This window comes from Parerythrobacter aestuarii (genome assembly GCF_030140925.1).
Taxonomy (GTDB): Bacteria; Pseudomonadota; Alphaproteobacteria; order Sphingomonadales; family Sphingomonadaceae; genus Parerythrobacter; species Parerythrobacter aestuarii.
The window spans coordinates 831,091-856,456 of the sequence record NZ_JARBWD010000001.1; the positions used below are offsets into that span (position 1 = coordinate 831,091).

24 protein-coding genes are annotated in these 25,366 nt (G+C 62.8%); 11 read left to right on the forward strand and 13 right to left on the reverse strand.

What is annotated here, in order from left to right; all coding sequences use genetic code 11:
• Positions 1–52 precede the first annotated feature (52 nt).
• The 3 genes from QPW08_RS04050 (at position 53) to QPW08_RS04060 (ending at position 5,798) form a co-directional block, all read left to right on the forward strand.
• Positions 53–1,291 (forward strand): TetR/AcrR family transcriptional regulator, encoded by a 1,239-nt coding sequence (locus QPW08_RS04050; RefSeq protein WP_284124462.1) that lies wholly within the window; start codon positions 53–55, stop codon positions 1,289–1,291.
• 174 nt (positions 1,292–1,465) lie between these two features.
• The gene (locus tag QPW08_RS04055) at positions 1,466–4,432 is read left to right on the forward strand and encodes a TonB-dependent receptor domain-containing protein (RefSeq protein WP_284124463.1); all 2,967 of its coding nucleotides are present in this window, start codon (positions 1,466–1,468) and stop codon (positions 4,430–4,432) included.
• 70 nt (positions 4,433–4,502) lie between these two features.
• Complete coding sequence (locus QPW08_RS04060) at positions 4,503–5,798, forward strand: spinster family MFS transporter (protein WP_284124464.1); 1,296 nt, start codon at positions 4,503–4,505, stop codon at positions 5,796–5,798.
• Here the strand turns inward: QPW08_RS04060 and QPW08_RS04065 are convergent.
• Positions 5,795–6,790 (reverse strand): radical SAM protein, encoded by a 996-nt coding sequence (locus QPW08_RS04065; RefSeq protein ID WP_284124465.1) that lies wholly within the window; start codon positions 6,788–6,790, stop codon positions 5,795–5,797. The genes QPW08_RS04060 and QPW08_RS04065 overlap by 4 nt on opposite strands.
• Complete coding sequence (locus QPW08_RS04070) at positions 6,787–8,205, reverse strand: dihydrolipoyl dehydrogenase family protein (protein ID WP_284124466.1); 1,419 nt, start codon at positions 8,203–8,205, stop codon at positions 6,787–6,789. Before QPW08_RS04070 ends, QPW08_RS04065 begins: the two co-directional genes overlap by 4 nt.
• Positions 8,206–8,315: 110 nt before the next feature.
• Here QPW08_RS04070 and QPW08_RS04075 point away from each other — a divergent pair, with 110 nt between their 5' ends.
• Positions 8,316–9,353 (forward strand): SDR family oxidoreductase, encoded by a 1,038-nt coding sequence (locus tag QPW08_RS04075; RefSeq protein WP_284124467.1) that lies wholly within the window; start codon positions 8,316–8,318, stop codon positions 9,351–9,353.
• Here the strand turns inward: QPW08_RS04075 and QPW08_RS04080 are convergent.
• Genes QPW08_RS04080 through QPW08_RS04090 form a run of 3 tightly spaced genes read right to left on the reverse strand, consistent with a single transcriptional unit; the run spans position 9,335 to position 11,984 of the window.
• On the reverse strand, positions 9,335–10,060 hold the full coding sequence (locus tag QPW08_RS04080) for a glycosyltransferase (RefSeq protein ID WP_284124468.1): 726 nt from the start codon (positions 10,058–10,060) through the stop codon (positions 9,335–9,337). The genes QPW08_RS04075 and QPW08_RS04080 overlap by 19 nt on opposite strands.
• On the reverse strand, positions 10,057–10,635 hold the full coding sequence (locus tag QPW08_RS04085) for a TIGR04282 family arsenosugar biosynthesis glycosyltransferase (protein ID WP_284124469.1): 579 nt from the start codon (positions 10,633–10,635) through the stop codon (positions 10,057–10,059). The genes QPW08_RS04080 and QPW08_RS04085 overlap by 4 nt, the downstream gene beginning before the upstream one ends.
• Positions 10,632–11,984 (reverse strand): MATE family efflux transporter, encoded by a 1,353-nt coding sequence (locus tag QPW08_RS04090; protein WP_284124470.1) that lies wholly within the window; start codon positions 11,982–11,984, stop codon positions 10,632–10,634. The genes QPW08_RS04085 and QPW08_RS04090 overlap by 4 nt, the downstream gene beginning before the upstream one ends.
• Before the next feature lie 129 nt (positions 11,985–12,113).
• Between QPW08_RS04090 and QPW08_RS04095 the strand changes: the two genes are divergently transcribed.
• The gene (locus tag QPW08_RS04095; protein ID WP_284124471.1) at positions 12,114–12,662 is read left to right on the forward strand and encodes a (2Fe-2S)-binding protein; all 549 of its coding nucleotides are present in this window, start codon (positions 12,114–12,116) and stop codon (positions 12,660–12,662) included.
• A gap of 10 nt (positions 12,663–12,672) precedes the next feature.
• Here QPW08_RS04095 and QPW08_RS04100 read toward each other — a convergent pair whose 3' ends face one another.
• Both QPW08_RS04100 and QPW08_RS04105 read right to left on the reverse strand, forming a co-directional pair.
• The gene (locus tag QPW08_RS04100) at positions 12,673–12,837 is read right to left on the reverse strand and encodes a Flp family type IVb pilin (protein ID WP_284124472.1); all 165 of its coding nucleotides are present in this window, start codon (positions 12,835–12,837) and stop codon (positions 12,673–12,675) included.
• 68 nt (positions 12,838–12,905) lie between these two features.
• Positions 12,906–15,020 carry a TonB-dependent receptor gene (locus QPW08_RS04105; RefSeq protein WP_284124473.1) on the reverse strand — a complete coding sequence of 705 codons (2,115 nt, stop codon included), beginning with the start codon at positions 15,018–15,020 and terminating at the stop codon, positions 12,906–12,908.
• A 155-nt stretch (positions 15,021–15,175) separates the two neighbouring features.
• On the opposite strand from QPW08_RS04105, the gene arsC reads away from it, so the two are divergent.
• A complete protein-coding gene (gene arsC / locus QPW08_RS04110; RefSeq protein WP_284124474.1) occupies positions 15,176–15,520 on the forward strand; it encodes an arsenate reductase (glutaredoxin) in 345 nt (114 codons plus the stop codon).
• Positions 15,521–15,529: 9 nt separating this feature from the next.
• On the opposite strand, the gene QPW08_RS04115 is transcribed toward arsC, so the two are convergent.
• Complete coding sequence (locus QPW08_RS04115; protein ID WP_284124475.1) at positions 15,530–16,918, reverse strand: MFS transporter; 1,389 nt, start codon at positions 16,916–16,918, stop codon at positions 15,530–15,532.
• A 112-nt stretch (positions 16,919–17,030) separates the two neighbouring features.
• Here QPW08_RS04115 and QPW08_RS04120 point away from each other — a divergent pair, with 112 nt between their 5' ends.
• A complete protein-coding gene (locus tag QPW08_RS04120) occupies positions 17,031–17,660 on the forward strand; it encodes a class I SAM-dependent methyltransferase (protein ID WP_284124476.1) in 630 nt (209 codons plus the stop codon).
• Positions 17,661–17,666: 6 nt separating this feature from the next.
• On the opposite strand, the gene QPW08_RS04125 is transcribed toward QPW08_RS04120, so the two are convergent.
• A complete protein-coding gene (locus QPW08_RS04125; protein WP_284124477.1) occupies positions 17,667–18,494 on the reverse strand; it encodes a glycerophosphoryl diester phosphodiesterase membrane domain-containing protein in 828 nt (275 codons plus the stop codon).
• A 70-nt stretch (positions 18,495–18,564) separates the two neighbouring features.
• Here QPW08_RS04125 and lipB point away from each other — a divergent pair, with 70 nt between their 5' ends.
• Positions 18,565–19,239 carry a lipoyl(octanoyl) transferase LipB gene (gene lipB / locus QPW08_RS04130; protein WP_284124478.1) on the forward strand — a complete coding sequence of 225 codons (675 nt, stop codon included), beginning with the start codon at positions 18,565–18,567 and terminating at the stop codon, positions 19,237–19,239.
• Positions 19,236–19,538 (forward strand): hypothetical protein, encoded by a 303-nt coding sequence (locus QPW08_RS04135; RefSeq protein WP_284124479.1) that lies wholly within the window; start codon positions 19,236–19,238, stop codon positions 19,536–19,538. The genes lipB and QPW08_RS04135 overlap by 4 nt, the downstream gene beginning before the upstream one ends.
• On the opposite strand, the gene QPW08_RS04140 is transcribed toward QPW08_RS04135, so the two are convergent.
• Entirely contained in the window at positions 19,535–20,395 is an 861-nt protein-coding gene (locus tag QPW08_RS04140; RefSeq protein WP_284124480.1) for an HpcH/HpaI aldolase/citrate lyase family protein, read from the reverse strand. The two genes, QPW08_RS04135 and QPW08_RS04140, sit on opposite strands and share 4 nt — an antisense overlap.
• A gap of 36 nt (positions 20,396–20,431) precedes the next feature.
• A complete protein-coding gene (locus tag QPW08_RS04145) occupies positions 20,432–21,541 on the reverse strand; it encodes an alkene reductase (RefSeq protein WP_284126291.1) in 1,110 nt (369 codons plus the stop codon).
• Between the two features lie 58 nt (positions 21,542–21,599).
• On the opposite strand from QPW08_RS04145, the gene QPW08_RS04150 reads away from it, so the two are divergent.
• Positions 21,600–22,523 (forward strand): DMT family transporter, encoded by a 924-nt coding sequence (locus tag QPW08_RS04150; protein ID WP_284124481.1) that lies wholly within the window; start codon positions 21,600–21,602, stop codon positions 22,521–22,523.
• A 129-nt stretch (positions 22,524–22,652) separates the two neighbouring features.
• On the opposite strand, the gene nadA is transcribed toward QPW08_RS04150, so the two are convergent.
• Entirely contained in the window at positions 22,653–23,639 is a 987-nt protein-coding gene (gene nadA / locus QPW08_RS04155; protein ID WP_284124482.1) for a quinolinate synthase NadA, read from the reverse strand.
• 138 nt (positions 23,640–23,777) lie between these two features.
• On the opposite strand from nadA, the gene QPW08_RS04160 reads away from it, so the two are divergent.
• On the forward strand, positions 23,778–24,566 hold the full coding sequence (locus QPW08_RS04160; protein ID WP_284124483.1) for a phytanoyl-CoA dioxygenase family protein: 789 nt from the start codon (positions 23,778–23,780) through the stop codon (positions 24,564–24,566).
• A gap of 6 nt (positions 24,567–24,572) precedes the next feature.
• On the opposite strand, the gene QPW08_RS04165 is transcribed toward QPW08_RS04160, so the two are convergent.
• Positions 24,573–25,343: a hypothetical protein gene (locus QPW08_RS04165; protein WP_284124484.1), complete on the reverse strand. Its 771-nt coding sequence runs from the start codon at positions 25,341–25,343 to the stop codon at positions 24,573–24,575.
• Positions 25,344–25,366 lie beyond the last annotated feature (23 nt).

The following is a 25,366-nucleotide window of genomic DNA, read 5'->3' on the forward strand; positions in this document are numbered from 1 at the left end:
TGCTTGATCCCCACGGCAATTGCGATAGCCTTGGCTGGAGGGAGAGGTGACAATGCAGGCGCGCAAGACTGCACGCTATACTGACAAGCGCGAACGGATCCTCGCTGCTGCGGGCGAATGCCTGGCCCGGCAAGGATTGCAGGGCCTCGATCTTGCCATTGTCGCTCAAGCCATTGGGTTACGCCGCTCCAGTCTGACTTACTATTTTGCCAATGTCGAAGATCTGGCGGCAGCGGTGCTGGAACGAACGATTGCGGAATTGCGCGAGCAGGTACGCCGTATCGCGGCCCATTCCAGCGTCGAGCAAAGAGTGCGCGAGCTGCTCTGGTCAGAAAGCGAAGTCTATTTCGCCTGGCGCGAAGGCAAAGGTTCAAGGCGCCAGCAGCTGGGCGAGATACGCGCTCTCAAGTCCGATCACCGCAAGCGGCTGGGCCAGCAATATGCCGAGCTGGTTCAGGAGGTCGCGCAGATGCTGTCCGGGCATGCGAACGATGCCCAACCGCCTTCACCGCACGAAATGCTCGCTGCGCACCTGGTGCTGGAGAACATGTTCTGGCTCCCGGCATGGCTGGGCTTTTACCATCATTGGGAGGCTGACCGCGTTCTTGACGAGGTCGTGCGCAACCTGCTGGGTGGTATCGCTGCCAGGCCGGTGGCGCTCGACGGTCCGATCCTGGAGGTGGAAAGGGAAACGGAGGAGGAAGGCGTGTCGCTGCAGGCCTATCTGCGTGTTGCCACGCGGCTGGTTTGCGAGCGCGGCTATCGCGGGGCGTCGATCGACCGGATCGCCAGCGAACTCAACGTAACCAAGGGCAGTTTCTATCATCATATCGCGATGAAGGACGATCTCGTCGAGGTCTGCTTCGAGCGGAGCTATGATCGGCTTGCACAGTTGCAGCAAAGGGCGGAGCAGGAAGGCGCTGGTGCGTCCGATGCTGTCGCATTAGCAATGCGCAGCTTCATTGCCACGCAATTCGAAGGGGAAATCCCGTTCCTGCGCTCTTCGGCCCTGGTGGGAATGGAAAGCGATATGCGGGCCCGCATGATCGAACGATCGCAGCGGACCATTCGGTGGTTCTCCAGCCAACTTGGTGTCGCCATGCGCGACGGGGACATACGGGCGGGTGAGGCGCTGGTGGCTGCGCAGATGCTCTATATCGCCGGAAATTCCGCGTTCGACGTTCCACGCATGATCCGCTGCTCAAATCGAGAGCTGGCGCGGGATTACCTGCAGATGGCAATGTGTGGAATCAAGCAACACTTATCCGCATCGGCGGGGAAATCTTCATAAAGCGCTTGCCTATCATTTTTGCCAAGCGCAGTATGGTCAAGCGGTTGGGAGAGGCCGTGAAACTCGTGTGATCGGTATCGGGCTATCCCGTATCGGCGCGCGGCTTGCAGGGAAACAGCCCTGCCGCGTCGCTTTCCCGCCTTTGGATTGAATGGATCCGATTGGGAGAGGAAAATGAGAAAGCCACTTCGTCATTCGATTGCCCTTGGTGCGCTTGCCGGGGCCCTGGCCTTGTCGCCATCGGCCGCGTTTGCGCAGGACGCCGATGAAGGCGACAGCGCGGGTGCCGACAACAACCGGACGATCGTCGTCACCGGCTCGCTGATCCGCGGCACGCCGGAAGATGCGGCGTTGCCGGTCGACGTTTTCACCAGTGAAGACCTCGTCAAGCAAGGCGTCGACAGCCCGCTGGAATTCATCAAGGAACTGCCGTCGGTCGGCGCCGTCCTTGGCGATACCAACCAGTTCTCGACTGCGGCACAGGGGTTCCAGGGCGTTGGCTCGATCAACCTGCGCGGCCTTGGTCCGCAGCGCACGCTGGTGCTCCTGAACGGCAAGCGCACGATCCTGACCCCGGGGGCAGGCTTCGTCGATACCCAGCTGATCCCGCTGTTCGCACTTGAGCGGGTCGAATTGCTCAAGGATGGTGCAGGGACGACCTACGGCTCGGACGCCATCGCAGGGGTTGCCAACTTCATCACGCGCAGCAATTTCACCGGCGTCGAACTGGCGGCGGACTACACGTCGATCAGCGGATCGGATGACGATTATTCGCTCAGCGCGCTCGCCGGGTTCGAATTCGGCGATGCCAACCTCGTGATCGGGGCCGGCTGGCAGCACCGTTCCGAACTGGCAACGACCGCGCGGTCCTATACCCAGACCAACTATGCGGTGAACCCGTCAGCCTATTCGGCGCTTTCAACCCCGGGCCTGTTCGCGGTGACCTATTTTACAGGTGGCGGTCTAAGCACACAGGTGCGTCCGGATGCGGGCTGTAACGACCTTGGCGGCTTCCAGGACGGGGCATTCTGCCGGTTCACCTATGTGCCGTTCGACAACATCACTGAGGATGAAGACCGTTACCAGGTCTTCGGCCAGTTTACCGTCGATCTCAGTGACCGGGTCCGCTTCCAGGCCGATGCCCTGTGGGCGCGCAGCGACCTTGAATCGCTCAACTACTCGCCGGCATTCCCGCCGACGCAGGGGCCACGTGGTTCGGGCTTCGTGAATGCCTTCACGACTTCGCCCAACAACCCGGGTTTGGCCGCATTCCTGGCCCAGCAAGGCCTGCCGGCCAGCTCGCCGCTCGCGCCGATCGTGGCCGTCACCAATGTGGTGTTCCGCCCGTTTGGCTACCTCGGCAACCCGCTCGATCCTGAGCGTGGCTCGGGCACCGGCTTTGCCAGCAACCAGGCCTATCGCGTGAGCGGCGGTTTCGACATCGAACTCAATGACAGCCTGACACTCGATATCGACGGTACTTTCTGGGATTCCGACCGTACCGCCTTCGCGCCGGGCATCCTGGGCAGCCGCCTTCAGAATGCACTCAACGGCCTTGGCGGGCCAGGCTGTAATCCGGCCACCGGCACCCCCGGTGCGGGTGCCTGCCAGTGGTTCAACCCGTTCGTGAATGCCGGTCCGGGCAACCCCACGCTGGGGCTGGCCAACCCGTTCTATGTGCCGGGCGCTGAAAACAGCCCCGACCTGATTCGCTGGCTGCAAGTGCCCAACGGCACCGTTGAAGAGGAAAGCCAGTTCGTCTTCGATGTCGTCGTTTCAGGCGACACCGGGTTTGAATTGTCGGGTGGCAATGTCGCTTTCGCGCTGGGCTTCCAGTATCGCAAGACCAACTACAACAGCCGTCCGATCAGCGACGAGTCCAACCTCGATGTCAATCCGTGCTTCATCGAAGGTGACCAGAGCTGCGTCGGCACCACCACCGAAGGCGTTGGCCCGTTCATCTTCCTTGGCGGTTCGCGACCATCGAACCTCGACCAGAGCGTCTACGCCTTCTTCGGCGAATTGCAGTTGCCGGTCACCGATCGGCTGGAAGTGCAGGCCGCGATCCGGTTCGAGGACTACGGTGGCGCAGTCGGTTCGACCATCAACCCCAAGGGTTCGTTCCGCTTCGAAGCGACTGACTGGCTGACGTTGCGCGGCTCGGTCGGCACCACCTTCCGCGGCCCGATCCCCAGCCAGGTCGACGCTAACGGTGTCACTGCGCTGCAGGGCTTCACTGCGGCGGGCGGCAACTACAAGTCGCTCGATATCTTCGGCAACCCGACCGATCTCGGCCCGGAAAGCGCCTTCACCTACAACATCGGTGCAATCGTCGATGCACCGCTTGGCGGGGGCGGGGTGACCTTCAGCGTCGACTATTGGTCGATTGACCTGAAGGACCGGATCACAACGACTCCGGGTGATGCCATCGCCAGCCTCGTCGGCAACGGCCAGACGACCGGTGCTGCACCGGTCGACTGTTCGCACCCGCTGGCGAACCTCATCACCTTCAGCGGCAACCAGTGTATCCAGGGGACCACGACCGGCATCGACATCAGCCGCGTGCGCACAGACTGGGTCAACGGTCCGGATGTGAAGGTTGCGGGTCTCGACTTCGCACTGAACTTCGACTTCCCGCTGGGCGAGAAGGCTGACCTGAACTTCGGCGCGAACGCTTCATGGTACCTCGACTACAGCTTCGATGAATTCGTGGTCCAGGGCGTCGTGGCGCAGCAGGGCTATGATGCGGTCGGCTTCGGCAACTATTTCCGCGATCCGAACACGGTTCCGGAATGGCGCGCCAACGGCTTCGTCAACCTCGCGTATGACATCTTCAATCTGCGCTACACCATCAGCCACATCGATGGTGTGACTGACGATCGCTGTATCAACCGCAACCCTTGCTTCCAGACGTCGCAGGGTCCGACCGATTACGGCATCAACAGCGGGTCCTACACTCAGATGGACATCGCGCTGACTGTCGATCTCGACCTGATGGGCGTTGAGGCTCAGCTGCAGGCCGCGATCGAGAACTTCACCAATGAGGAACCGGCCCAGGCGCAGCTGCCGCTTGGCTACAACCCGTTCATCGGGAACGCCATAGGCCGCAACTATCGCTTCGGCATCCGGACACGGTTCTAAGCGAAACCAACATCAGGGGCCGGGAGTGAGAACTTCCGGCCCCTTTTGTATGGACTGACGGGAGAGGATCATGGCTACAGCTGCCCCGGCATCGGCAGGCGTCGAAGTTTCAGCGACTGCGCGCAAGGTGACGCTGTTCCTGCTCACCGTCACCTATTTCTTCAGCTACATGGACCGGCAGATCCTCGCGATCCTGCTGGAGGACATCAAGGCCGACCTGCTGCTCACCGATACGCAGCTCGGCTTCCTGTCGGGTCTCGCCTTCGCGCTGTTTTACGCCACCTTGGGCATACCGGTTGCGGCGCTGGCCGACCGGATGAACAGGGTCAACATCATCTCCATCGCGCTGGCGCTGTGGAGTGCGATGACGGCCGTGTGCGGGCTTGCCCAGAACTTCGCCCAGTTGCTGGCCGCGCGCATCGGCGTCGGGATCGGCGAGGCCGGCTCCAGCCCGCCCAGCCACTCGATCATCGCCGACCTCTATCCGGTTGAAAAGCGGGCGCTGGCGCTGTCGATCTACGCCCTGGGGGTAACGCTCGGCAGCGCGGCCGGGCAGATGTTCGGCGGCAATCTGACCTATTTCTTCGACTGGCGCGTGGCGTTTATCGTTATCGGCTTGCCTGGCGTTGTGCTGGCGATTTTCGTCAAGCTGTTCGCCACTGAACCGCCCCGCCGGGCCGAGCCCAATGCCGTGGCCGATGCAGACCAGCCCAGCGTAGCCGACGGGTTCCGCAGTATCCTCTCCAATCCGGCCGCGCGCTGGATGATCGCCGGGGTCACGATCACTTCGGCAATCGGCTATGCATTGACCGGGTTCACCCCCTCCTACCTCCAGCGCAGTTTCGAGCTCAACACGCTCCAGATCGGCAATATCGTCGCCCCGCTGCTGGCAATCGCCGGGGTGGCCAGCGGGTTGGGTGGCGGCTGGCTCGCCAACCGCATGACAGCCAGGGACGGGCTGTGGCGGCAGCCATGGATGATCGCTGCGCTCAAGACCATCGCGCTGCCGTTCCTCGTGTGGTTCTATTGGGCTGACAGCGCGTGGATCGCAGTGGGGGTCTATTTCGTCGCCCTGCTGTTCCAGTCGAGCTACCTCGGGCCGACCTTTGCGGTGATCCAGACGCTGGCCCCGCTCAAGATGCGCGCGGTGTGGGCAGCGATCACCCTGCTGATCATCAACCTGATCGGGCTTGGGCTGGGTCCGACGCTGACAGGCGTCCTCTCCGATATGTTCGCGCCGCAGTACGGCACGGAATCGCTGCGGTACGCGCTGCTCGTCATCGCCAGTTTCACGCCGGTGGCGATCTTCTGTTACTGGCGGGCGTCGGTGCTGCTCAAGCGTGACTATCCGAAAGCCGCTGCCTAGGCCGAGCAGCTCGCCCCGCCAAGCACGCAGAAGCGGGCGCAATGCGGATGGTTGAGCTTCACTGCCGCTGAGGCTTCCTTCAGCGTCCGGCCCAGATCGAAACCCTTGTCATAGGGAATCAGCGTGCAAGCGGCGACGCGCGGGAAGCGTTCGCCCTTGCGATGGACGACCATGCGGCTGGCGGCGCACATGATGCTGGCCGGGTCCTTGTCTAGGATGCTCCAGCAGGCGGTGGTGATCTCGGCAATATCCTTGGCGGCGTCCATTTCCGGGAACAGCACGAGCCGCGCCGGGTCGGCGGCATCCACCGCGATTGCCTTGTCCGCGAACAGCCGGGCATAGCCCTCGCGCTCGTCAGTTTCACTCTCGCCCGGCAACATGCGCCCGGCGACCGCCAGCGAAAAGCCATGGGCGGATAGCCATCGCAGCCCGTCGATAGCGGCGTCCCAACTGTTGGGTCCGCGTTCGGCTTCGTGAACGGCCTGCGTGTGATGGTCGAGGCTCACGCGGATGGTGAGCTTGTCACCGAAGCGTTCGTGCAATTCCAGTAACGCGACCTCGTGCCGTCGCATTGGCTTCATGGCGTTGCTGAGCACCAGGGCTTCGAACCCGCGTTCGAGCGCGTCGGTCAACATCGCCAGGAATTCGGGGTTCATGAATGGCTCGCCGCCGGTGAAGCCGATCTCGCGCGTGCCCATCTCCTCCCATGCGATCTCGTCGAGATAGCGGGCGACATCCGCAGCCTTGATATAGACCAGCGCATCGTTGGTCGGGCTGCTTTCGATATAGCAGCTGGCGCAGGCGAGATTGCACAGCGTGCCGGTGTTGAACCACAGGGTATCGAGCCGGGTCAGCGGCACCGAGGCGCGGGGTTCGCCCTTGGCCGTCCAGTCCGGATCGGAAAATTTCGCATCGGGCAAGCGCTCTGCTTCAACCGCGAAGGGAGATCCGCCGGTTGGGGAGTTGCGACTCTTGGTGCGGGCTTCGCTCACGCGAAGATCCTCCGTAGTTTGGCGAGCGATCCCGCCCATTTCTTAGGGATCGCTCCGAATACGGTGGGCTCCCATGCGGCAAAGGCAACGGCCTTGGTGATCTCACTCCGGGTCGGATAGCTGATGACGGCTGAACCCAGCGCAAAGGTGCTGGCCTTGCCGGTGATCGTCTGGCTCAGCGGTAGCAGCAGTTCGCCCGCATTCTTGCCGACGATGCTCGCGCCGATCACTTTCTTGCCCTTGAAGATGACCTTCATGTGCCCCTTGGTATCGCCCTCGGCGATAGCGCGTTCATTGTGGTCGAAGCCTTCCTTCACCACTGTCACGCGCTCGCCGAACTTTTTCCTGGCTTCGGATTCGGTCAGGCCAATCTGCGCCACTTCGGGCTCGGTATAGGTGCACCAGGGCAGGGCCTCCCAGTCGACCTTGGTCGGTAGCCCGAGAGTGATCTCGAGCGCCACGTTGGAGCCTTCATAACCCGAAACATGCGTCAGCCGCGGTCCTTCGCGGCAATCGCCGACAGCGTAGATCGACTTGATCGAGGTGCGGCGGCGTGCATCAACAGCGATCCCGTTGCGGCCAAGCTCGATGCCGAGCTCTTCCAGGCCGTACCCCGAAACGCGTGCCTTGCGCCCCACCGCCACCAGCAGGTGCGAACCCGTGATCGTTTCGCCGTTGTCGACATGAACCGCCACGCCATCTGCGCTGCCTTCGACCTTCTGCGCCAGCCCTTTGACGAAGCGCACGCCTTCGCGTTCTATCACCTCGATCACGACCGCGACTGAGTCCTCGTCGTCGCGGCTCATCGGGCGGTCGGGCTCGATCACAGTTACTTGCGATCCGAGGCGGCAGAAGCTCTGCGCCATCTCCATCCCGATCACGCCGCCGCCGATGATGACCAGGTGTTCGGGCTGTTTGGTCAGATCGAAGATGTTCTCATTGGTGAGATAGGGCACATTATCGAGGCCTCGGATCGGCGGTACGAAGGGCTCGGATCCGGTGGCAATCACGATACGCGGTGCGGTCAGCGTGCGGCCGCCGACTTCGACAGAGTGCTTGCCAGTCAGCTTCGCCCAGTCGCGAATGACTTCACAGCCCATTTCCTCGAACCGCTCTTCGGAATCGTGCGGGGCGATCTCGGCAATGGCATCATGGATATGCTGGTGGACACCCGCCCATTCCACTTTCGGAGCCGCCAGTGTCACGCCCATGCGCTTTTCCTCGCGAGCTTCGGCGGCGCGCCTGGCGGCGGTAATCAGCGCCTTGGAAGGCACGCAACCATTGTTGAGGCACTCGCCACCCATCTTGTGGCCTTCGATCAGCGCAACCTTGAGCCCGAACAGCGCGCACCCTCCGGCCGCGACCAGCCCACCGGCCCCGCCACCGATTACAATGACATCATGCGTGAATTTCATCCCTGCCTCGCGTAACCTATCCAGCGAAAATTGCGAATCACAATTGCCGGTCGCCCTGCTTTCCGACCTGGAATGAGCGCTGGTTACATATGAGTGGGGACTGCCGGCCGATGCGAATTTTGGTGACCGGTGCTGCCGGGCTGATCGGCGGCGAAGTCAGCGCGCGGCTCGCGGCGGCGGGTCATCACGTGACGGCACTTGTTCGTTCCAACCCCGATGTCCTGGCGAATGACGGCACGCAGGCGTCGGTGGCCGAAATGGTGGCCGGCAACCTGGCGCAGGAGGACATGGGCCTGGAGCCTGCGACACTCGACCGGCTGGCGCGTGAGCTCGACCTTATCCTCCACTGCGCCGCGCTTACCCGGTTCGACCTCGAGAAAGACGCGTATCGTGCCACCAATATCGATGGCACGGCGCGGGTATTGGACCTTGCCCGGCGCGCCGGGGCCGGAGTCCTTCATGTCAGCACCGCCTATGTCTGCGGCGAACGCTCGGGACCGATCGGCGAGGACGATCCCTTGCCGACAGAGGGCTTCACCAATGGCTATGAAGCCAGCAAGGCCGAAGCCGAAGCGCTGGTGCGTGCCAGCAGCGTGCCTTTCGCGATCGCTCGCCCCAGCATCGTTGTCGGCGACAGCCGAACAGGCGCGATCCGCCAGTTCGATACCATTTACGCCGCTTTCAAGCTGATCGCCGAAGGTCGTGTCCGGCATATGCCGGTGAGCGCGGGCGCAACGCTGGATTTTGTCCCGCTCGATCATGTCTCGGCAGGAATCGTGGCGCTGGTGGAGCAGTTCGAGGCTGCGCGGGGCGGGGCCTATCATCTCGTTTCGGGCGGTCCGGTCTCCGTCGAGGACTTCGCTGCTGCGATTGGCAGCTTTGCTCACTTTCACGAACCCGTGCTGGCCGATGCGGCCACCTTCGACCCGTCAGGCCTGCCCGCAATGGAGCGCAGGCTCTACAAGCGCGTGGCCGGACTCTACGCCGCCTATTTCCAGCGCGACCCACGGTTTGATGATACGAAAATGCGCGCGGTCACTGGGCTGGAACCGCCCACGATGGATGTAGCGATGTTGCGCAAGCTGATACGGTATTGCGTGGATGCGGGTTTCCTGCGCCAGCCGGAACATCAGCGCACGTCGGGGTAATTCTTCTCCATTCGCTCACGCAGGCCAAAGGCCCACAGCATTCCGACCTTGAAATAGATCCAGTTGGCCTTGAGCGGGCCCCATTCCGCAATCCTCCGGTCAGAGGTTCTCACCACGCGTCGCACCATCTTAATGCGCCCAAGCCTGGCGAACTTCACGCACAAGTCGGCTTCTTCCATCACGGCATCGCTGGGCGTGCACCCGCCAATGGCGAGAAAATCTGCCCGGCGAAAAAACATCGCGTGGTCGCCGAACAGCAACCGCACACCTTGGAAGAACAGGTGCGGGCGGGTCAGCAACGGGGCGTACCAGGTCTTGATGAAATTGTGCGCGCTGGTGAACCAGCGGGTCTTCTCCCCTGTGATCAGAGGGGTGAAGCTGGCCAGTGCAATGCGCTGGTCGGCCATGGTATCACGGATAACCTGCGCCATATCGGTAGGCGGCGTGGTGTCGGCATGGAGCACGCAGGCGAGCTCGGACCGGGCCGCATCGACACCGGCATTAATCTGGATTGCGCGGCCCCTGGGGGTTTGGATCAATTGCCACCCGGCCTCTCGCACCAGTTCCCGGGTGCGGTCACCGCTGCCGCCATCGACCGCGATCACTTCATCAGGCTGGGGGTCAAGACCACGCAAAGTCCTGGCCAGCGCGGGCAGCGCTTTCTCTTCGTCGAGCAGGGGCAGCACCAGCGCGACTGTCTGGCTCACGGGAGGAAATCCGGCCAGTCTTCGAGATCGGCGGCGGTGTCGATATCCGACAGCTCCGGCATCACCGCCGGGCGGACGCCCCTGGCGACAAAGCGTTTCAGCGTCTCTTCGAACACCTTGTCGGTGCTCCACGGCATGTCCTCGAAGGCGTAGCGGGCGTCGTGGTTGTAACCCAACAGGTAATAGCCGCCATCGCTGGCGGGGCCGATGACCATTTCTTCGGTGGCGAGTGTGTCATGCGCAGCCCACAGGTGCTGCGGGGTCAGCCCCGGGCAATCGCTGCCAATGACGATGGCGGGCGGAGCGACGCGCGAGAGTTTGTCGGTGAGGTCGCCATCGCCTTGCTCTACCACATTCAGCTCTTCGCCGAGGCCTGCCTTGAACGCTTCGACCGATGCGCCTGTCACCCGCAACTCGAATGGGATGCCGGTGGCGCGAACCACTTCGACTGTATGCGCCAGCAGCTTGGTATAGATCGCCGCTGCACCCTCTGCTCCGAAACCAGGAATGAGGCGGGTCTTGGCCTTGCCCGGCTCTGGCCAGCGGCAGAAGATCGATATGCGAGCGCCGTTCATGCGCCTTCGTCTTCTTGCCGGCGTCGCAGTACCTGCCAGACTACAAGGGCTGCCAATGCCCCCCCAAACAGGTTTGCCGCCAGTTCGGCGGCGTAGATCGCATCGGCACCCCATGCCCCGCGGAGCAGCCATGCGATGGGTAGCATCACCAGGAAGACGCGCGCTGCACTCTGCACCAGCGCGTAGCCCGATTTGTCGACCGCGTTGAGTGCGCCATTGCCGACGATCAGCAGACCGAACCCGGCATAGCCCCAGGCCGCGATGGTCAGGTAGCGCGCAAATTGCTCGATCACTGCAGGGTCGGTGGTGAAGAAGTCCGCAAACCATTCTCCAGCAGCAAACAGGATGACAGCGATGGCGAGGCCCCAGCCGATGCAGAACAGGCTGGCGTATAAAGCTGCCTGGCGCGCCCTGCCATATTGCTTCGCGCCCCAGTTCTGCCCGACAATTCCGCCGATTGCACCGGAGAGGCCAAGCAGCGGGACTACGGCAAAGCTCTGCAACCGGCCTGCTGCACCGAAGCCGGCGACTGCCGCCTGCCCTTCGATGGCGACCAGCGCGGTCAGGATCGACAGTCCGATCGGGTTGATCGCGTTGGAGAAGGCCGCCGGGCCTGCCACCCGCATGATCGAGACAGCCGGATCCACCAGGCTACAGTTGCGCAGCACCATTGGATTGAGCCTGATGAAGGTGCGCCGGATCAGGAACACCGCCACGCCCATCCCGATCGCCCAGCCGATAATGGAGGCATAGGCAGCCCCGAGGATGCCAAGCCCCTCGAACCCGAATGCGCCAGTGATCAGGATCGGGTCGAGGATCCAGTTGGCGAGGGCATAGGTGATGGAGACGTAGCTGGTCTTGCGCGCTTCACCCTGGCCGCGCAGCACACCGTTCATCCCCATGTTGGCGAGCAGCAGGGGCAGTCCCAGCGCATAAGGGCCCATATAAGTGCGGATATAGGGCATCAGTGCGTCGTCGGCATTCATCAGGCGAAACAGCGGATCGATCAGGGCAAACAGCAAAAGGCCCAATGCGAGCCCGCAAACCACCGCAAACATCACGCCGAAATTGGCGCGCCGTTCGGCCTTGGCATCGTCGCCTTCGCCCAGTGCGCGGGCGACCACCGAATTGATCCCGACCATCACGCCGACACCGAGGCTGCCGAGCGCAGTGCCAATGGGGAAAATGAAGCTGACGGCCGCGAGCTGTTCCGGCCCGAGTTGGCCGATGAAATAGGCATCGACGAGCCCGATCGACATCATGGCCGCGACGCCGATGATCATCGGCAGGGTTTGCGAGACGAGATGGCCGGGAATGCTCCCGCGGGTCAGCTTGGCGTTCTCGCTCATTTTGGCTCGCTCATCGTTTCCCGCCTAGCGAGGGGTGAGCGTCGGGGGAAGGGAAAAGGCAGCGCGCAGGCTTGTCCGCCCGCGCCATGTCATGTGATAGGCAGTCCAAGGTAAAAGGAAGCAGCGACTGTGCCACGCCTGACGGTCAATGATCGCCCCGTCGAATACGAGCTGGATCCGCAAACCCCGCTGCTGTGGGCGCTGCGCGACGCGTCGAACCTGACCGGCACAAAATACGGTTGCGGCAATGGTGATTGCGGTGCCTGCATGGTGCTGGTGGATGGGGCTGCGTTGCGTTCGTGCCTGATCACCCTGGAGGAAGCCGAAGGCCGGTTTGTCACGACCATTGAAGGGCTGAGCCGGGATCGTTCGCATCCGGTGCAGCAGGCGATGGTTGCGGAGCAGGCGATCCAGTGCGGCTTCTGCACCCCGGGGATCGTTATCGCAGCGGCAGCGCTGCTGCAACGCAATGCCGCGCCTTCGCAAGAAGAGATCGAACAGGCGATCCCCAACCTGTGCCGTTGTGGGGTCTATCCCCGCTTGGTTCGGGCAATCCAGCGCGCCGGACGGGTCGAGCGACGGCAAGAACGGATCAGCGCGGCTCCCGCTCCTGGCATCGATCCCGAAGACGCGGCAAAGGCGGTGCCTGCGATCGCCCCGCCTGAGCCGGAAGAATGACCTCCCGCGACTAGTTCACTTTCGCATAGGCGGTCTCGACGCTGCTCATCTGGTTGCTCGACGTGTCGCCCAGCGTCTTGAATGCGCCGAGCGCGGCGATCGAAATGACCGCCGCAACGATGGCGAATTCCACAGCAGGACTGCCGGCTACGTCCCCGATCAATTTCCTCAGCATGGCCTGTACTCCCCTTAGGTGGCTGTCGCCTCTAAGGGGGTATGGTTATTTTGAGGTAAATCAGGATTTTACATCCTTACGCGCACTCCGAAGCGGGCGCTGAAGGGTTCTGCCGGCTGGATGTTGTTGTCGCCATGTGCGGCCGGGTAGTATGTTTCGTCGAACAGGTTCTCGATATTCACCTGCAGCGAAACGCGCTCGTTGATGTCGTAGAACACCGCTGCATCGACCCGCCAGTAGTCCGGCAAGGTCACCGCATTGCTCACGGAAGCAAATTGCTCGTCCTGGTACACGACGCCAAGCCCTGCAGCGAAACTATCGGTGAACTGGAAGCGGTTCCACAAGCTGATCTGGTGTTCGGGGAGCTGTTCCAGCCTTGTGCCCGCCGGAGCAGACTCGGTGTCGTTGCGAATTTCACCGTCGAGATAGGTGTAGCCGATATTGGCCTGCCACTGCGGAGTGATCTTGCCAACGAGGTTGAGCTCGATCCCCTTGGTGCGGGTGCTGCCGGTCAGCACGACGTTGCCCGGTGTCAGCGGATCCGGTGCTGTCGTGTTGGTGCGGTCGAGCTGGAACAGGGCAGCGGTGAAGAACAGGTCCGAACGGATCAGCCACTTGGCACCGATCTCGTAGTTGGTGAACTTTTCCGGTTCGAGCCCGGCGTCGAGTGTCGACAGGCTGGTGAACTGGTCGCCTGATTGCGGCAAGAAGCTCTGCGCATAGCTGGCATAGAGCGACAGGTTCTCGTTCGGCTTGATCACAAGGCCCGCGCGTGGGCTGAATTTCTCGTCCATGCGGGCGTTGATGCCGCCCCCGATCTGGTCGCGCGATTCAAGATCGAACCGGTCCCAGCGCACGCCGGCGATGATCTGGACGTGATCGCCAATGTCGATCTGGTCCTGCAGATAGGCTGAGAAAGTCGTCAGCTGGGTGTCGCGGGCGCGGATGGGCGCGGTCAGCGAAACAGCCGGAATGGCCAGCACATCGGCCAGCGGGATCGTTACCCGGGATTCCGGCCCGGTGGCAGTAGCGAAGCTGATACCCAGGCGGCTGTCGTCAGTGTTCTGGTCGCCGGCCTCAAAGCCGAATAGCACCATATGGCGCGCGCTACCGGTATTGACCTGCCAGATGAAATTGGCCTGGCCGATCAGGTTCTGCCGGTCAGTATCGTTGCGATAGCCGGAGAGTGTCACGCTGGCTCCGTCGCTGCCTGAAGGCACGACATTGGCATAGAGCTTGTCATAATCGGCGAACTGGACTGAGACATTGGCGCTCAAGGCATCCGAGAAATCATGATCGATCCGGGCCCGGGCGATGTTGACTTCGGTATCGGAGATGTTGAAGTCGGCGACGCCGAAGAGAGTTTCTTCGAAGCCGAAGAGCGGTGCACCGTTGAAGGACGGGATACCGCGGTCGGCGAGGCGACTGTCGTCGTCATAAGTGTAGCTCGCGGTAAGGCGCGTGTCCGGGCCGAGCTGGGCGGTGATTGTCGGAGTGATGCCGATGAAGCGGCCGTCGTAGAAATCGCGGTCGTTGTTGAATTCCTCATAGGTACCAGCGATGCGCAGCGCGACGCTATCCGACAACGGCTGGTTGAGGTCTGCGCCGATGGCAAAAGCACCGAAGGTGTCGGCCGAAGCGTCGCCTTCTATAAAGCTGTCGCCGACCTTGGCGGTCTTGCTGACGCGGTTGATCGCGCCGCCGCCACCGCCGCGCCCGAAGATCAGCGCATTGGGCCCCTTGAGCACTTCGACGCGTTCTACGTTGTAAAGTGAGCGATAGTACTGCGCATCATCGCGCAGGCCGTCGAGATAGAAGTCGGCGGTGGTTTCCTGGCCACGGATGAACACGGCATCGCGGTTGCCTTCGCCCGATTCGGTGCTGACCCCGGGTACATAGCGCAGTGCTTCGGAGAGCTGGGTGATGGCCTGGTCTTCAAGCTGGTCATCGGTAATCGTGGCGACCGTCTGCGGAACATCGATCAGCGGCGTCGGAGTCTTGGTGCCGCTCGACCCGTCATCATTGCTGTAGCCGTCTACACTTCCGGTCACGACAATTTCCGCCGGAAGGTAGTCGCGCTCCGGAGCCTGATCGGCAGTTTCTGCCGTAGCGAAAGCCGGGGCAGCAACACAGGTGAGGGCGGAACCGGCCAGGAAGGTAGCGCGGCGGAGTGCAGAGGTCATATAATGTCTTTCTTGCGAACGATTCTCGATAACTGATTCCGTGCTATTGAGAATAATTCGCAATTGCAAGCACTGTGTGTTGCTTGGCGGGAAAAACTCTTGCTGCTAGCGGAATTCGCCACGTACCCGATCAGCGATTCACGAGGCAGGAACACATGAAAGCGACCATCTGGCACAACCCCAAATGCGGCACTTCGCGCAAGACGCTCGCCATCCTCGAGAACCTGTCGAAGGTCGATGTGACAGTGGTGGAATACCTCAAGGAACCGCCCAGCCGCCACAAGCTGGCGCAGCTTTTTGCCGACGCCGGGATGACGCCGAACGAAGGCTTGCGTCTGCGCGGCACCGACGCCGAGGAGCGCGGCCTGCCCGATGCGGATGCGGACACCGTGCTCGATGCCATGGCGGCCGATCCGATCCTCATCAACCGCCCGCTGGTCGAAACGGACAAGGGCGTGCGGTTGTGCCGGCCTCAGGACACAGTGCTGGATATCCTTTGATCCACGCGGTCAGCCCCGGTCGCGGGTGAGGTATTCGTCGCTTTGAAGCGAGCGATGACCCAGCGCGAAAACCGCCAGGCAGAACCCGATGATGACAGCGAAGCCGAGCCAGTCGGAATGGCCGTAGAGCCAGACTCCCAGTGCCGGGGCGTAGATATAGCTGGCACCGTTGATGCTGGCGACCTTGCCGGAAACCTGCCCTTGTTCGGGCCGGGTGACGGCAAGTGAGGAACCGGCTGTGAAGCCGGGCCGGTAAAGGCCGAAGCCCAGCGACGCGACAGCAAAGCCCAGTGCAATGGCATGCAGGTCTTGCGCGACGGCGATGATGGCAACGCCGACGATCGCCAGCAGCATTCCCCACAGGGTCGAGGCCTTGGGGCCGAGCCGCAACGTCGGGATCAAACCCCATTGTGCGAGCAGCGTGGCGACTGCCCCCACCATCAGCACGATTCCGACCGGGCCTGCCCCGGCCTCCGGCGTATCGCGCAAATGCAACCGATCGAGCACGAGGAAGCCGGAAATGCCGAGGATCATGGCTTGCGCATGTCCGCCTAGCAACCCGGCCACCATCCACGGCAGCAGGCGCTTGTCGGTCCATTTCAGCTCAGGCGGTTCGCTGTCACTTGCGGCCTGCATTTCGCCGCTGTCTTCCTCGTCGTCTTCGGATCGGTCGCTGTCGCGGACATGGCGACCGGCCCCGCTGCCGTAGGGTGCATCGAATGCCCGGCCCCGGGCGGCAAATTGTGGCTCATCGTTGGGCAGGCGCAGCCGCAACGCGATCAGCACCACCACTGCGACTGCGGCAAAGGCATAGAAAGGGCCGGTCAGCCCGGTCCCGGGGAACAACAGCAACGGCGCCAGTGCCGGCCCGAGGACCGTGCCAAGCCCGAAGCTGGAAGCGACCAGCGCCAGCGCCTGGGTCCGCTCGCTGCGCGGCGTGCGGCTGGCGACATAGGCTTGTACTGCCGGCGGTGCGGCTGAGCCGAGCAGGCCATAAAGCGAGCGGCAAAGCGCGAACAATACCAGTGTCCAGAAAGCGGTAAGAACGCCAGCGAGGCCCAGCTGAAGAGCGATCCCGCACAAGGTCATGGAGGAGATGAAACCGACCATCCCCAGCGCCATCATCGCCTTGCGACCGCGTTTGTCGGAACGCTTGGCCCACATCGGGGCGCAGGTGACCCACAGCAGCGCCGACCAGGTATAGGCGAGGCTGATCCAGACATCGTCCACCTGCAGCGCCGTCCCGATCGAAGGCATCACCGATTGCATGGCTGTGTTGCCAGCTGCCGTCACCAGCATGACCATGAACAGCAGCACCAGCCGCCCACGCGAAATCGCCTGGCCGGCAACAGGAAGAGGGGCGAGCGGTATCGCTTCGGTGGGATCGGCATCGGCCATGGCGCACCGCTACGCCTGCGCCCGCGCGGTTGCAATGGGCCTGCGAAGCTGCCACCTGTTGCCGCGCAAGCCCGTGGAACAGCGCGCCTGTTCGAAATGCCGGAGGACCAGCTTGAACGACAATGCTTCAACCGCGATCGAGCGTTTGCGCGATCGATTGAAACACAGGGTCGGGCGGTATCTCGGACAATGGGGTGTATTTTTCCGGGGATTCCTCGAGCACCCGCGCATGGTGGGCTCGATCATCCCCTCTTCGCGCTTCACCATCGACAAGATGCTGGCGCCGGTCGACTGGCAGAGGTGCAACCTGTTTGTCGAATACGGCCCGGGTGTAGGGACGTTCTGCCTGCCGGTGCTGGAACGGATGAAAGGCGATGCACAGCTGATCGCTATCGATACCAACCCACTCTACGTCGAATTCCTCAACCGGACGATCAAGGACAGCCGCTTCACCGCAGTGCTCGGGTCTGCAGAGGATGTCGAAGAGATCGTCCGCCTCGCCGGGCATGACAACGCCGATTATATCCTGTCTGGCCTGCCGTTCTCGACGCTTCCCGGCGGCGTCGGCGAAGCCATCATCTCCGCAACGCACCGTATCCTGCGGCCGGGTGGAGCCTTCATGGCCTACCAGTTCACTGCCGCCGTACGCGACCTCATGCGGGCCGATTTCAAGCGCATCGATAGCGGGTTCGAGTTCTGGAACGTGCTGCCATGCAAGCTGTTCTGGGGCTGGAAGGAATAAGGCCCCCTAGTCGAATGTCTCGCTGATCGAATCCGGCGTGCCACCCGAGAGCTGGCGATAGGCCGCCGCGACAACCGACAGGAACACGCAGACAAAGACCGTGTTGATCAGCGATGAAACGAGCCCATTGCCGAACAGCGCCACCTCCGGCCCGGCAAGACTCAGGACCAGGCCGACCACCATGGCAACCACTGCCGAAAGCACGCCGAAGGCAAGGAAGAGCAGGAAATAAAACAGCCACAGCCGCAGCGAATTGCCTTTCGTCAGCGCCCACGACCGGCCCATCGCTTTGACGGGGTTGAACTGCTTCTCCATGCCGATGACGGCGACTGAGAGCGAAAACTTGGTGTAAACATAGATCACCAGCACAACCGCAGTCAGGCCGACCAGCGAGATGAGCAGGATTGACCCGGTTGCTGCGGCGATGCCCAGCGGGATACCGGCCACCAGCATCAGCGCGAGTGATTGCAACAGGCCGATCCCGAGGAAAGGGAGCAAGCCCTTGAAGCCGAAACCGATCGCTTCGCCCACGGTCGGTCGGTTGCTGTGCGAGATCAGGGCATAGATCGCCAGTGTGCCGACGCCTTGCAGAAGAGCCATCAGCAGGATCAACCACCAGATCTCGCGATAGACCGCCATCATCGCATTCATCATCGCGTCGGGATCGTTCGCCCCCGGCTGCATGGCCGGGTTCTGGCTCATGTCGGGGGTCATCAACATCAACACGAGATAGGGCAGGAAGAAGAATACCCCCGCAATGATCGTCACCATGTTGGTGTTGCGGCGAAGCATGGCGATCCCGTCATCCCAGGCGCGGCTCATGTCGAATTTCATTGGCGATCCCTCCCTGCCAGCAACTTGCCCCTTGATAAGCGCTTCCACCCACGCCACGCAATTGGCGATTATGGCTCAAAGCACAGACCTGGACCCAGCCGAGATGCCGGAGTGGCAGACTGAGAGCGAGAAAGTGCCTTACCGCACAGCGCTCGAAGTCATGGATGCGCGCAACGCCGCGATTGCAACGGGCGAGGCTCGCGAGCTGGTATGGCTGCTGGAGCATCCACCGGTCTACACCGCCGGGACCAGCGCAGCCGCTGACGAATTGCTCGAGCCGCGGTTCGAAGTGGTCGAGGCTGGGCGGGGCGGTCGCTATACCTATCACGGGCCCGGGCAGCGGGTCGGTTATGTGATGCTCGACCTCAGGCAGCGGGGTAAGGATGTGCGGCGCTTCGTCCACGCGCTGGAAGACTGGGTGATCGCGACCCTTCGCGGCTTCGGCGTCGAAAGTTGGTCGGTTGATGGCCGGGTGGGTATTTGGACCACCGATATCGATGGTCGTGAAGCCAAGATCGGTGCCATCGGCGTGCGCGTGCGGCGCTGGGTCACCATGCATGGTTTTTCCGTCAATCTCGATCCTGACCTGAGCCATTTTGCCGGCATCGTCCCATGTGGAATCGATGAATTCGGCGTCACCAGCCTCGCCCGATTGGGAATCGCGCTTGCACCGGGGGAGTGGGATGCGGCATTGCAGGCCGAAGCGCCGCGCTTTCTTGCCGCGCTGGAAGGAGAGCAGGCATGATGCGGCACGGCGGTTTTGCTTCGGCAGCGGTTCTGGCTTTGGCTGTGGCAGCCTGTGGTGGATCCGCAGATGCACCCACTGTGACCGACGGCGACGCACAGGGCGAGGTACAGGGCGGGAGCATAAGCGATGCAATGCTGGCGACCGATGCGGTGAAATCACAGTCGCCGTCGCTCAAGCCTTCGCCGACCGAAACCGGCGGCGGTGGCAACGCTGGCCAGGAAGGGCCGGAAGAAGCGGCGGAACCGGTCGCGCCGGCAGAAGCCGCAGCGCCGGAAGAGCCGGCTGAAGAAGGCTAGTCGATGTCCAGCAAGCGCTTGGCGCGTTCCAGCCCGATGCGGTCGATCGAACGGCCATCGACAGTGACGACCTGCGCTTCGGGATAGAGTTCAAAACCGGATAGTACGGCACGCGCGGCCACCAGTTCTTCTTCGGTAGGGGTAAAGACCTGCTCGATCACCGGAACCTGGGCCGGGTGGCGCGCCATCATCCCGTCAAAGCCGTTCATCCGTGCGCGTTGCACGGCTGCTTCCAGCGCTTCCGAGCTCTTCACGAGCCCGCTCGGGCTTTCGATGGCCTGCAATCCGCGCGCCTTGGCGGTCAGCAACAATTGCGCCCGGATGGCCCGGATTGCGTCATTGTCGGCGCTCGCCATGTGCGCAGCGGCCGCCAGTGCCTGCGCATCCCATGACAGGCCGAGGATACGGGGGTGGGGATCCTGCGCGAATTGCGGGATCAGCAGCGCGGCCTCAGGGGCATCGCCGACTTGTGGCAGGATGCGGACTGAGTTGTGCGGAACATTGAGCTTCTGCTCAAGCTCGTAAATGTCGGCCGCCAGCATCTGCACTTGCTGGGGCCCCATGGCGCGGGGCAGGACGATGCCCTGTGGCCGCCCGGCCATTGCGGCATTGAGATCTTCCTTCCAGTGCGGGCTGCCGATCGGGTTGATCCGGACCCAGCGATCGAAGCGTTTCTTGTTGGTCAGCTGGTGTTGCTGCTTGGTCAGGAACTGGACAGCGTTTTCGCGGGCCTGGGCTTTCTTGCCCTCCGACACTGAAGCGAGATCGAGCACAACGATACCCGCGCCAACGCCCGGCGTTCTCGCCAGCTTGGCCTCGATGTCGGCCGGGACAAGGAGCCAGGATCGTGCGGGCATGGTTTTGGCCTCAGTTGGTCCTCGGGCGGCGAAGCCTCAGGCGACCTGTGCCTGCTCCTCTTCCAGCGTGGGATAGTCGATGTAACCTTCGGGGATCGGGAAATACCAGCTTTTGGGCACATCCTTGTTGGGGTTGAAGGGTGCGCCAACGGCGATCCGCTTCTCAAGGTCCGGATTGGAAATATAGGGTCGCCCGAAGCTGATGGCATCGGCCTTGCCGCTGCTGACATCGGCATCGGCCTGCGCCGCGTCATAGTCCGAATTGAGGATCAGCGGGCCGGAATAGAGCGTGCGGATCAGCGGGCTTTGCTTGGGCACATCGGTGGCGCCGAAGGTGCCATCCGGCCCCGGCTCGCGCAGCTCGACGAAGGCAAGGCCCAGCTCTTCGCAGACCTTGGCCGCAGCGCCGAAGGTGGCGGGCGGGTCGCTGTCATCGCAGCCCTGCGTCTCGCCATTGGGCGAGAGGCGGATACCCACGCGGTCCGCGCCCCAGACGTCGATCAGCGCTTCGAGCACTTCGCGCATGAAGCGGGTGCGGTTTTCCGGCGAGCCGCCATAGTCATCGTCGCGCAGGTTGGAGCTATCGCGCAGGAACTGGTCGATCAGATACCCATTGGCCCCGTGCAGCTGGACGCCGTCGAACCCGGCTTTCTTCGCCTGCGCGGCAGCGTTGTGATAGTCGCCGATGGTGCGCTTGATGTCGTCCAGCGACATGGCGCGGGCAGTGGCATATTCCTGCTTGCCGACCGGCGTATGTGCTTCGCCGGGGGCCTTGGTGGCGCTGGCAGAGAAGGGCGGTTCGCCATCGAGGAAATAGGGGTGGACGATCCGCCCCATGTGCCACAGCTGCATGACGATCAGCCCGCCTTTTTCGTGGACGGCCTCGGTCGACAACTTCCATGCTTCGGCCTGTTCGTCGCTCCAGATACCGGGGGCAGACGGCCAGCCCAGCCCTTCGCGGCTGATCCCGGTCGCTTCGGTCAGGATCATCCCTGCGCCGGCACGCTGGCGGTAATAGGTTGCCATCAGCTCGTTGGGGACGAACATCGGTTCGGCCGCACGCCCGCGGGTCAGCGGCGCCATGAAGATGCGGTTCTTCGCCTCGAGGGCGCCCATGGTCAGCGGCTGGAACAGGCTGTCGTGCATAGATTTCAGTCTCCGCATTTTCTTTTTCAACTCGGTTAACAGCGGCTAGGGCAGCGCGATGGAGCGTGCAACCGTCGAAAATGTGTCAGGCCGGCAATGGCTGCTGTTGCTGGCGTTGCTGGCGGGCAACGTCGCGCTGGCGCTGGGTCCGTGGGCGGTGCGGCTTGCCGATACCGGGCCGGTCAGCGCGGCGTTCTGGCGGCTGTTCCTGGCGCTGCCGATTTTGATGCTGTTGGCCCGGGCCAACGGACAGGCGCTGGGCGGGATTCCACGGCGGACGCTGATGCTGGTGGCGCTGGGTAGTACGGCCTTCGCGCTCGACCTGGCCAGCTGGCACTATGGCATAGGGCTGACCCGGCTCGGCAATGCGACGCTGTTCGGCAATGCGGGCAGCGTCGTGCTGCTGTTCTGGGGCTTCATCGTCAGCCGCACCCTGCCCAAGGGGATGGAATGGCTCGCCATCGTCTTCGCGCTGGGCGGGGCGGCGATCCTGATGGGCGAGAGCCTCGAGATCAGCACTGCGACACTGGTGGGCGACCTGTTCTGCCTCGCCGCGGGCCTCAGCTACGCGATCTACCTGCTGACCTTGCAGGACGCGCGCAAAGGCATTGGCGCGTGGAGCCTGTTGGTATGGGTCAGCCTGTTCGCTTGCCCGGTGCTGCTGGTGCTGGCGCTGGTGCTGGGGGAGCCGGTCCTGCCGGGCGCGGCAGGCTGGGGGCCGCTGCTGGCGCTTTCAGTGACGAGCCAGATCGTCGGGCAGGGCCTGCTGGTGTTCGCCCTGCGGCATTTCCCGCCGCTGATCATCGGTGTCGCGCTGCTGACTCAACCGGCGGTGGCAGCGCTCTATGGCTACGGCGTGTTCGGCGAAGTGCTGGGCGTGTGGGACATCATCGGCATGGGCCTCCTCGGCAGCGCACTGGTAGTGGCGCGGAGCGAGCGGCCGAGAAGCGGGCCGGGGATGGCGGTGGGGCGGAACCCCTAGTACGTCATTTCCGCGAAGGCGGGAAATCAGAGTGACCTTGCGCTATTCTGCCCTGGATTCCCGCCTTCGCGGGAATGACGACTACTTACGAAACCACTCAAACAGGCATCGTTGGTTGTTAGGACGGCACTAAACCTTTCCCAGATCCCCCTTGCCGACAGTGCCGCTGGCCATTTCCAGCATCCGGTCGAGGCTCTTTTTGGCCTTGAGGCGCAGCTCTTCCTCGATCTCGATGCGTGGTTCCAGGTCGCGCAGCGCGACGTAGAGCTTCTCCAGCGTGTTCAATGCCATATAGGGGCAGATGTTGCAGCTGCAGTTGCCGTCGGCACCCGGGGCGCCGATGAAGTTCTTCTCCGGCAGCGCCTTTCCCATCTGGTGGATGATGTGCGGCTCGGTGGCGACGATCAGCGTGTCGCCTTCGAATTCCTTGGCGAATTTGAGGATGCCGCTGGTCGAGCCGACGTAATCGGCGTGGTCGACTATTGTAGGCGGGCATTCGGGGTGGGCGGCGATCGGCGCATCCGGATACTGCTGCTTGAGCTTGAGCAGCTCGGTCTCGCTGAAGGCTTCGTGGACGATGCACACGCCCGGCCACAGCAGCATTTCGCGGTTGAACTTGCGGCTCAGGTACCCGCCGAGGTGGCGGTCCGGCCCGAAGATGATCTTCTGGTCCTTGGGGATCTGCTGCAGGATCGTCTCCGCGCTGGAGCTGGTGACGATCACGTCGCTCAGCGCTTTCACTTCCGTGCTGCAATTGATGTAGGTCAGCGCGATGTGATCAGGGTGCTGCTCGCGGAACTTCTTGAACTTCTCCGGCGGGCAGCTGTCTTCGAGGCTGCACCCGGCGTCCATATCGGGCAGGACAACGATCTTCTCGGGCGAGAGGATCTTGGCGGTGTCAGCCATGAATTTGACGCCGCAGAAGGCGATGACATCGGCATCGGTTTCAGCCGCCATCTGCGAGAGTTGCAGCGAGTCGCCGACGTAATCGGCGAGATCCTGGATATCGGGGGTCTGGTAGTAGTGCGCCAGGATCACCGCATTGCGTTCCTTGCGCAGGCGGTCGATCTCCGCGATCAGGTCCTTGCCGGTGGGGAGTTTGGTTTCAGCGGTCATTGGTCGTCCCGTCGGTTAAGCGTTTGAAGTGCTTATAGACGGAACGGCCATGAAGGCGAGTGCGTTCCGGGCACCCGCGCTTGCATGGGGTGCCACGCAGTTGAGCCGCGCGGCCCGATGGGATAATCCCGCGCGGCGATGAAGCAGTCCGAACCCCTGTCGACTGAGATGATCCGATCCGGCCTCGTGAAGGTCGAAGGCATGGTCGCGCCGCACGATGTTCACGCTGCGCGCGACCGGGTGCTGGCATTGGCGAACGAGCACGGGTTGTTCAGCGAGGGGCGCTGGATGCACTCGCCCAGCTCCTTCGGCTATCCCAAGCCATTCCGCAATGCTCTCAACGCGCTCAATTATGACCCGACCTTCCCGGACCTGCTAGGCGCACCTGTCCAAACAATGGTCGAGGGAATCCTCGGCCAAGGGGTCATGCCGCTCCCGCCCGGACAGCAACTGCTGTTCACCCTTCCGGGGCAGCAGGACTGGCAGGTGCCGCACGATGTCTGGCATCTCGATATGCCGCGGCTGGGCGAGGATGCTTCACCGGGGCTACAAGCCTTCACTTTTCTCGAGGATGTCGACCCCGGCGGCGGGGCTACGCTGGTTGTTGCCGGGTCACACAGGCTCTTGAATGGCGATCAGTTCCTGAAGTCGAAGCAGGTTAAGCAGAAGCTGGCGGCGGAGCCGTTCTTCCGTTGGCTGTTCGATCCCGCTCGTACACCGATCACCAATCCGGCTGAAGCAAAGGGGCAGATGCACGGTGTAGACCTGCAAGTGGTCGAGCTGTGCGGGAAGGTGGGCGATGTGTTCCTGATGGACCTGCGCGTGCTGCATACGCCTGCCCCGAATTGCTCCGAGACGGCGCGGATCATGGCGACGTGCCGCTATCCGGTCCTGTCCGCTGCCGCCATGCTGGGCGCAGCGGCCTAGGCCAGCCTAGAAACCCGGCGGCAAGAAGGCTTCGGCCGGGCGCTCGCCGCCGGGTGTGCCTTCTACATGGGCGGCGACATAGGCCTTGGCGGCATCGGTGCTGGCGATGGCTTCGCCAACCACTACCGATGCCAGGGGCAGGGCCAGTGTCCACCACCAGGCCTTGTGGATCGATCCGTAACGGCGCTTGTCCACGATCATGGCGATCGCCGGGAACACCATAGAAGCGACCATGATCACCCAGAAGGTGTAGGGAATGGTGAGTGGCAATGGCAGCAGACGGGCCAGCCCCGGCGCAGCGACGGTCGCCATTGCCCCGAACATCAGCCGCCGGTGCCAGTCGGTCTCGCGACGCTTGGCAATCGCCCAGCCGGCCAGCATTGCGAAGACGATGATATGGGCGATATTGACGAACAGGAATTCGGCCTGAGCGAAGAACGGCGGACCGCCGAGCACCTGCAAGGTCACGAAGCTAAGCCAGATCGCCAGCACCACCATTGCCGGGATGAACAGTGCGGCGAGCTTGCCTATACGCCGGTGCAGCGCAATGTTGCCGCGGAACACCAGCGTATTTTGCAATAGATAAAGTCCGGTCCAGCCCATGAAGGTCAGTCCGTGGACGTGGTAGATCCACGGGACGTGGATGGTGGAGCGGCCCATCAGTGCGTTGAGCCCAAACCCGCTGACGACTGTCGCCGCCATCACACAGGCCATGATGAAGAAAAACCGCGCTTCGCGTTGCGCAGTGTCCGCCGGTGCGTCAGCCGCAGTGGCCATGGAAACCCCTCTCCCATTTTCCG

What these genes read in the sequence shown, in the direction of transcription:
- QPW08_RS04050 (WP_284124462.1), top strand. Translation starts at nt 53, where the DNA reads ATGCAGGCGCGCAAGACTGCACGCTATACTGACAAGCGCGAACGGATC.
- QPW08_RS04055 (WP_284124463.1), top strand. Translation starts at nt 1,466, where the DNA reads ATGAGAAAGCCACTTCGTCATTCGATTGCCCTTGGTGCGCTTGCCGGG.
- QPW08_RS04060 (WP_284124464.1), top strand. Translation starts at nt 4,503, where the DNA reads ATGGCTACAGCTGCCCCGGCATCGGCAGGCGTCGAAGTTTCAGCGACT.
- QPW08_RS04070 (WP_284124466.1), bottom strand. Translation starts at nt 8,205, where the DNA reads ATGAAATTCACGCATGATGTCATTGTAATCGGTGGCGGGGCCGGTGGG.
- QPW08_RS04075 (WP_284124467.1), top strand. Translation starts at nt 8,316, where the DNA reads ATGCGAATTTTGGTGACCGGTGCTGCCGGGCTGATCGGCGGCGAAGTC.
- QPW08_RS04085 (WP_284124469.1), bottom strand. Translation starts at nt 10,635, where the DNA reads ATGAACGGCGCTCGCATATCGATCTTCTGCCGCTGGCCAGAGCCGGGC.
- QPW08_RS04090 (WP_284124470.1), bottom strand. Translation starts at nt 11,984, where the DNA reads ATGAGCGAGAACGCCAAGCTGACCCGCGGGAGCATTCCCGGCCATCTC.
- QPW08_RS04100 (WP_284124472.1), bottom strand. Translation starts at nt 12,837, where the DNA reads ATGCTGAGGAAATTGATCGGGGACGTAGCCGGCAGTCCTGCTGTGGAA.
- QPW08_RS04105 (WP_284124473.1), bottom strand. Translation starts at nt 15,020, where the DNA reads ATGACCTCTGCACTCCGCCGCGCTACCTTCCTGGCCGGTTCCGCCCTC.
- arsC (WP_284124474.1), top strand. Translation starts at nt 15,176, where the DNA reads ATGAAAGCGACCATCTGGCACAACCCCAAATGCGGCACTTCGCGCAAG.
- QPW08_RS04115 (WP_284124475.1), bottom strand. Translation starts at nt 16,918, where the DNA reads ATGGCCGATGCCGATCCCACCGAAGCGATACCGCTCGCCCCTCTTCCT.
- QPW08_RS04125 (WP_284124477.1), bottom strand. Translation starts at nt 18,494, where the DNA reads ATGAAATTCGACATGAGCCGCGCCTGGGATGACGGGATCGCCATGCTT.
- lipB (WP_284124478.1), top strand. Translation starts at nt 18,565, where the DNA reads ATGGCTCAAAGCACAGACCTGGACCCAGCCGAGATGCCGGAGTGGCAG.
- QPW08_RS04135 (WP_284124479.1), top strand. Translation starts at nt 19,236, where the DNA reads ATGATGCGGCACGGCGGTTTTGCTTCGGCAGCGGTTCTGGCTTTGGCT.
- QPW08_RS04140 (WP_284124480.1), bottom strand. Translation starts at nt 20,395, where the DNA reads ATGCCCGCACGATCCTGGCTCCTTGTCCCGGCCGACATCGAGGCCAAG.
- QPW08_RS04145 (WP_284126291.1), bottom strand. Translation starts at nt 21,541, where the DNA reads ATGCACGACAGCCTGTTCCAGCCGCTGACCATGGGCGCCCTCGAGGCG.
- QPW08_RS04150 (WP_284124481.1), top strand. Translation starts at nt 21,600, where the DNA reads ATGGAGCGTGCAACCGTCGAAAATGTGTCAGGCCGGCAATGGCTGCTG.
- nadA (WP_284124482.1), bottom strand. Translation starts at nt 23,639, where the DNA reads ATGACCGCTGAAACCAAACTCCCCACCGGCAAGGACCTGATCGCGGAG.
- QPW08_RS04160 (WP_284124483.1), top strand. Translation starts at nt 23,778, where the DNA reads ATGAAGCAGTCCGAACCCCTGTCGACTGAGATGATCCGATCCGGCCTC.
- QPW08_RS04165 (WP_284124484.1), bottom strand. Translation starts at nt 25,343, where the DNA reads ATGGCCACTGCGGCTGACGCACCGGCGGACACTGCGCAACGCGAAGCG.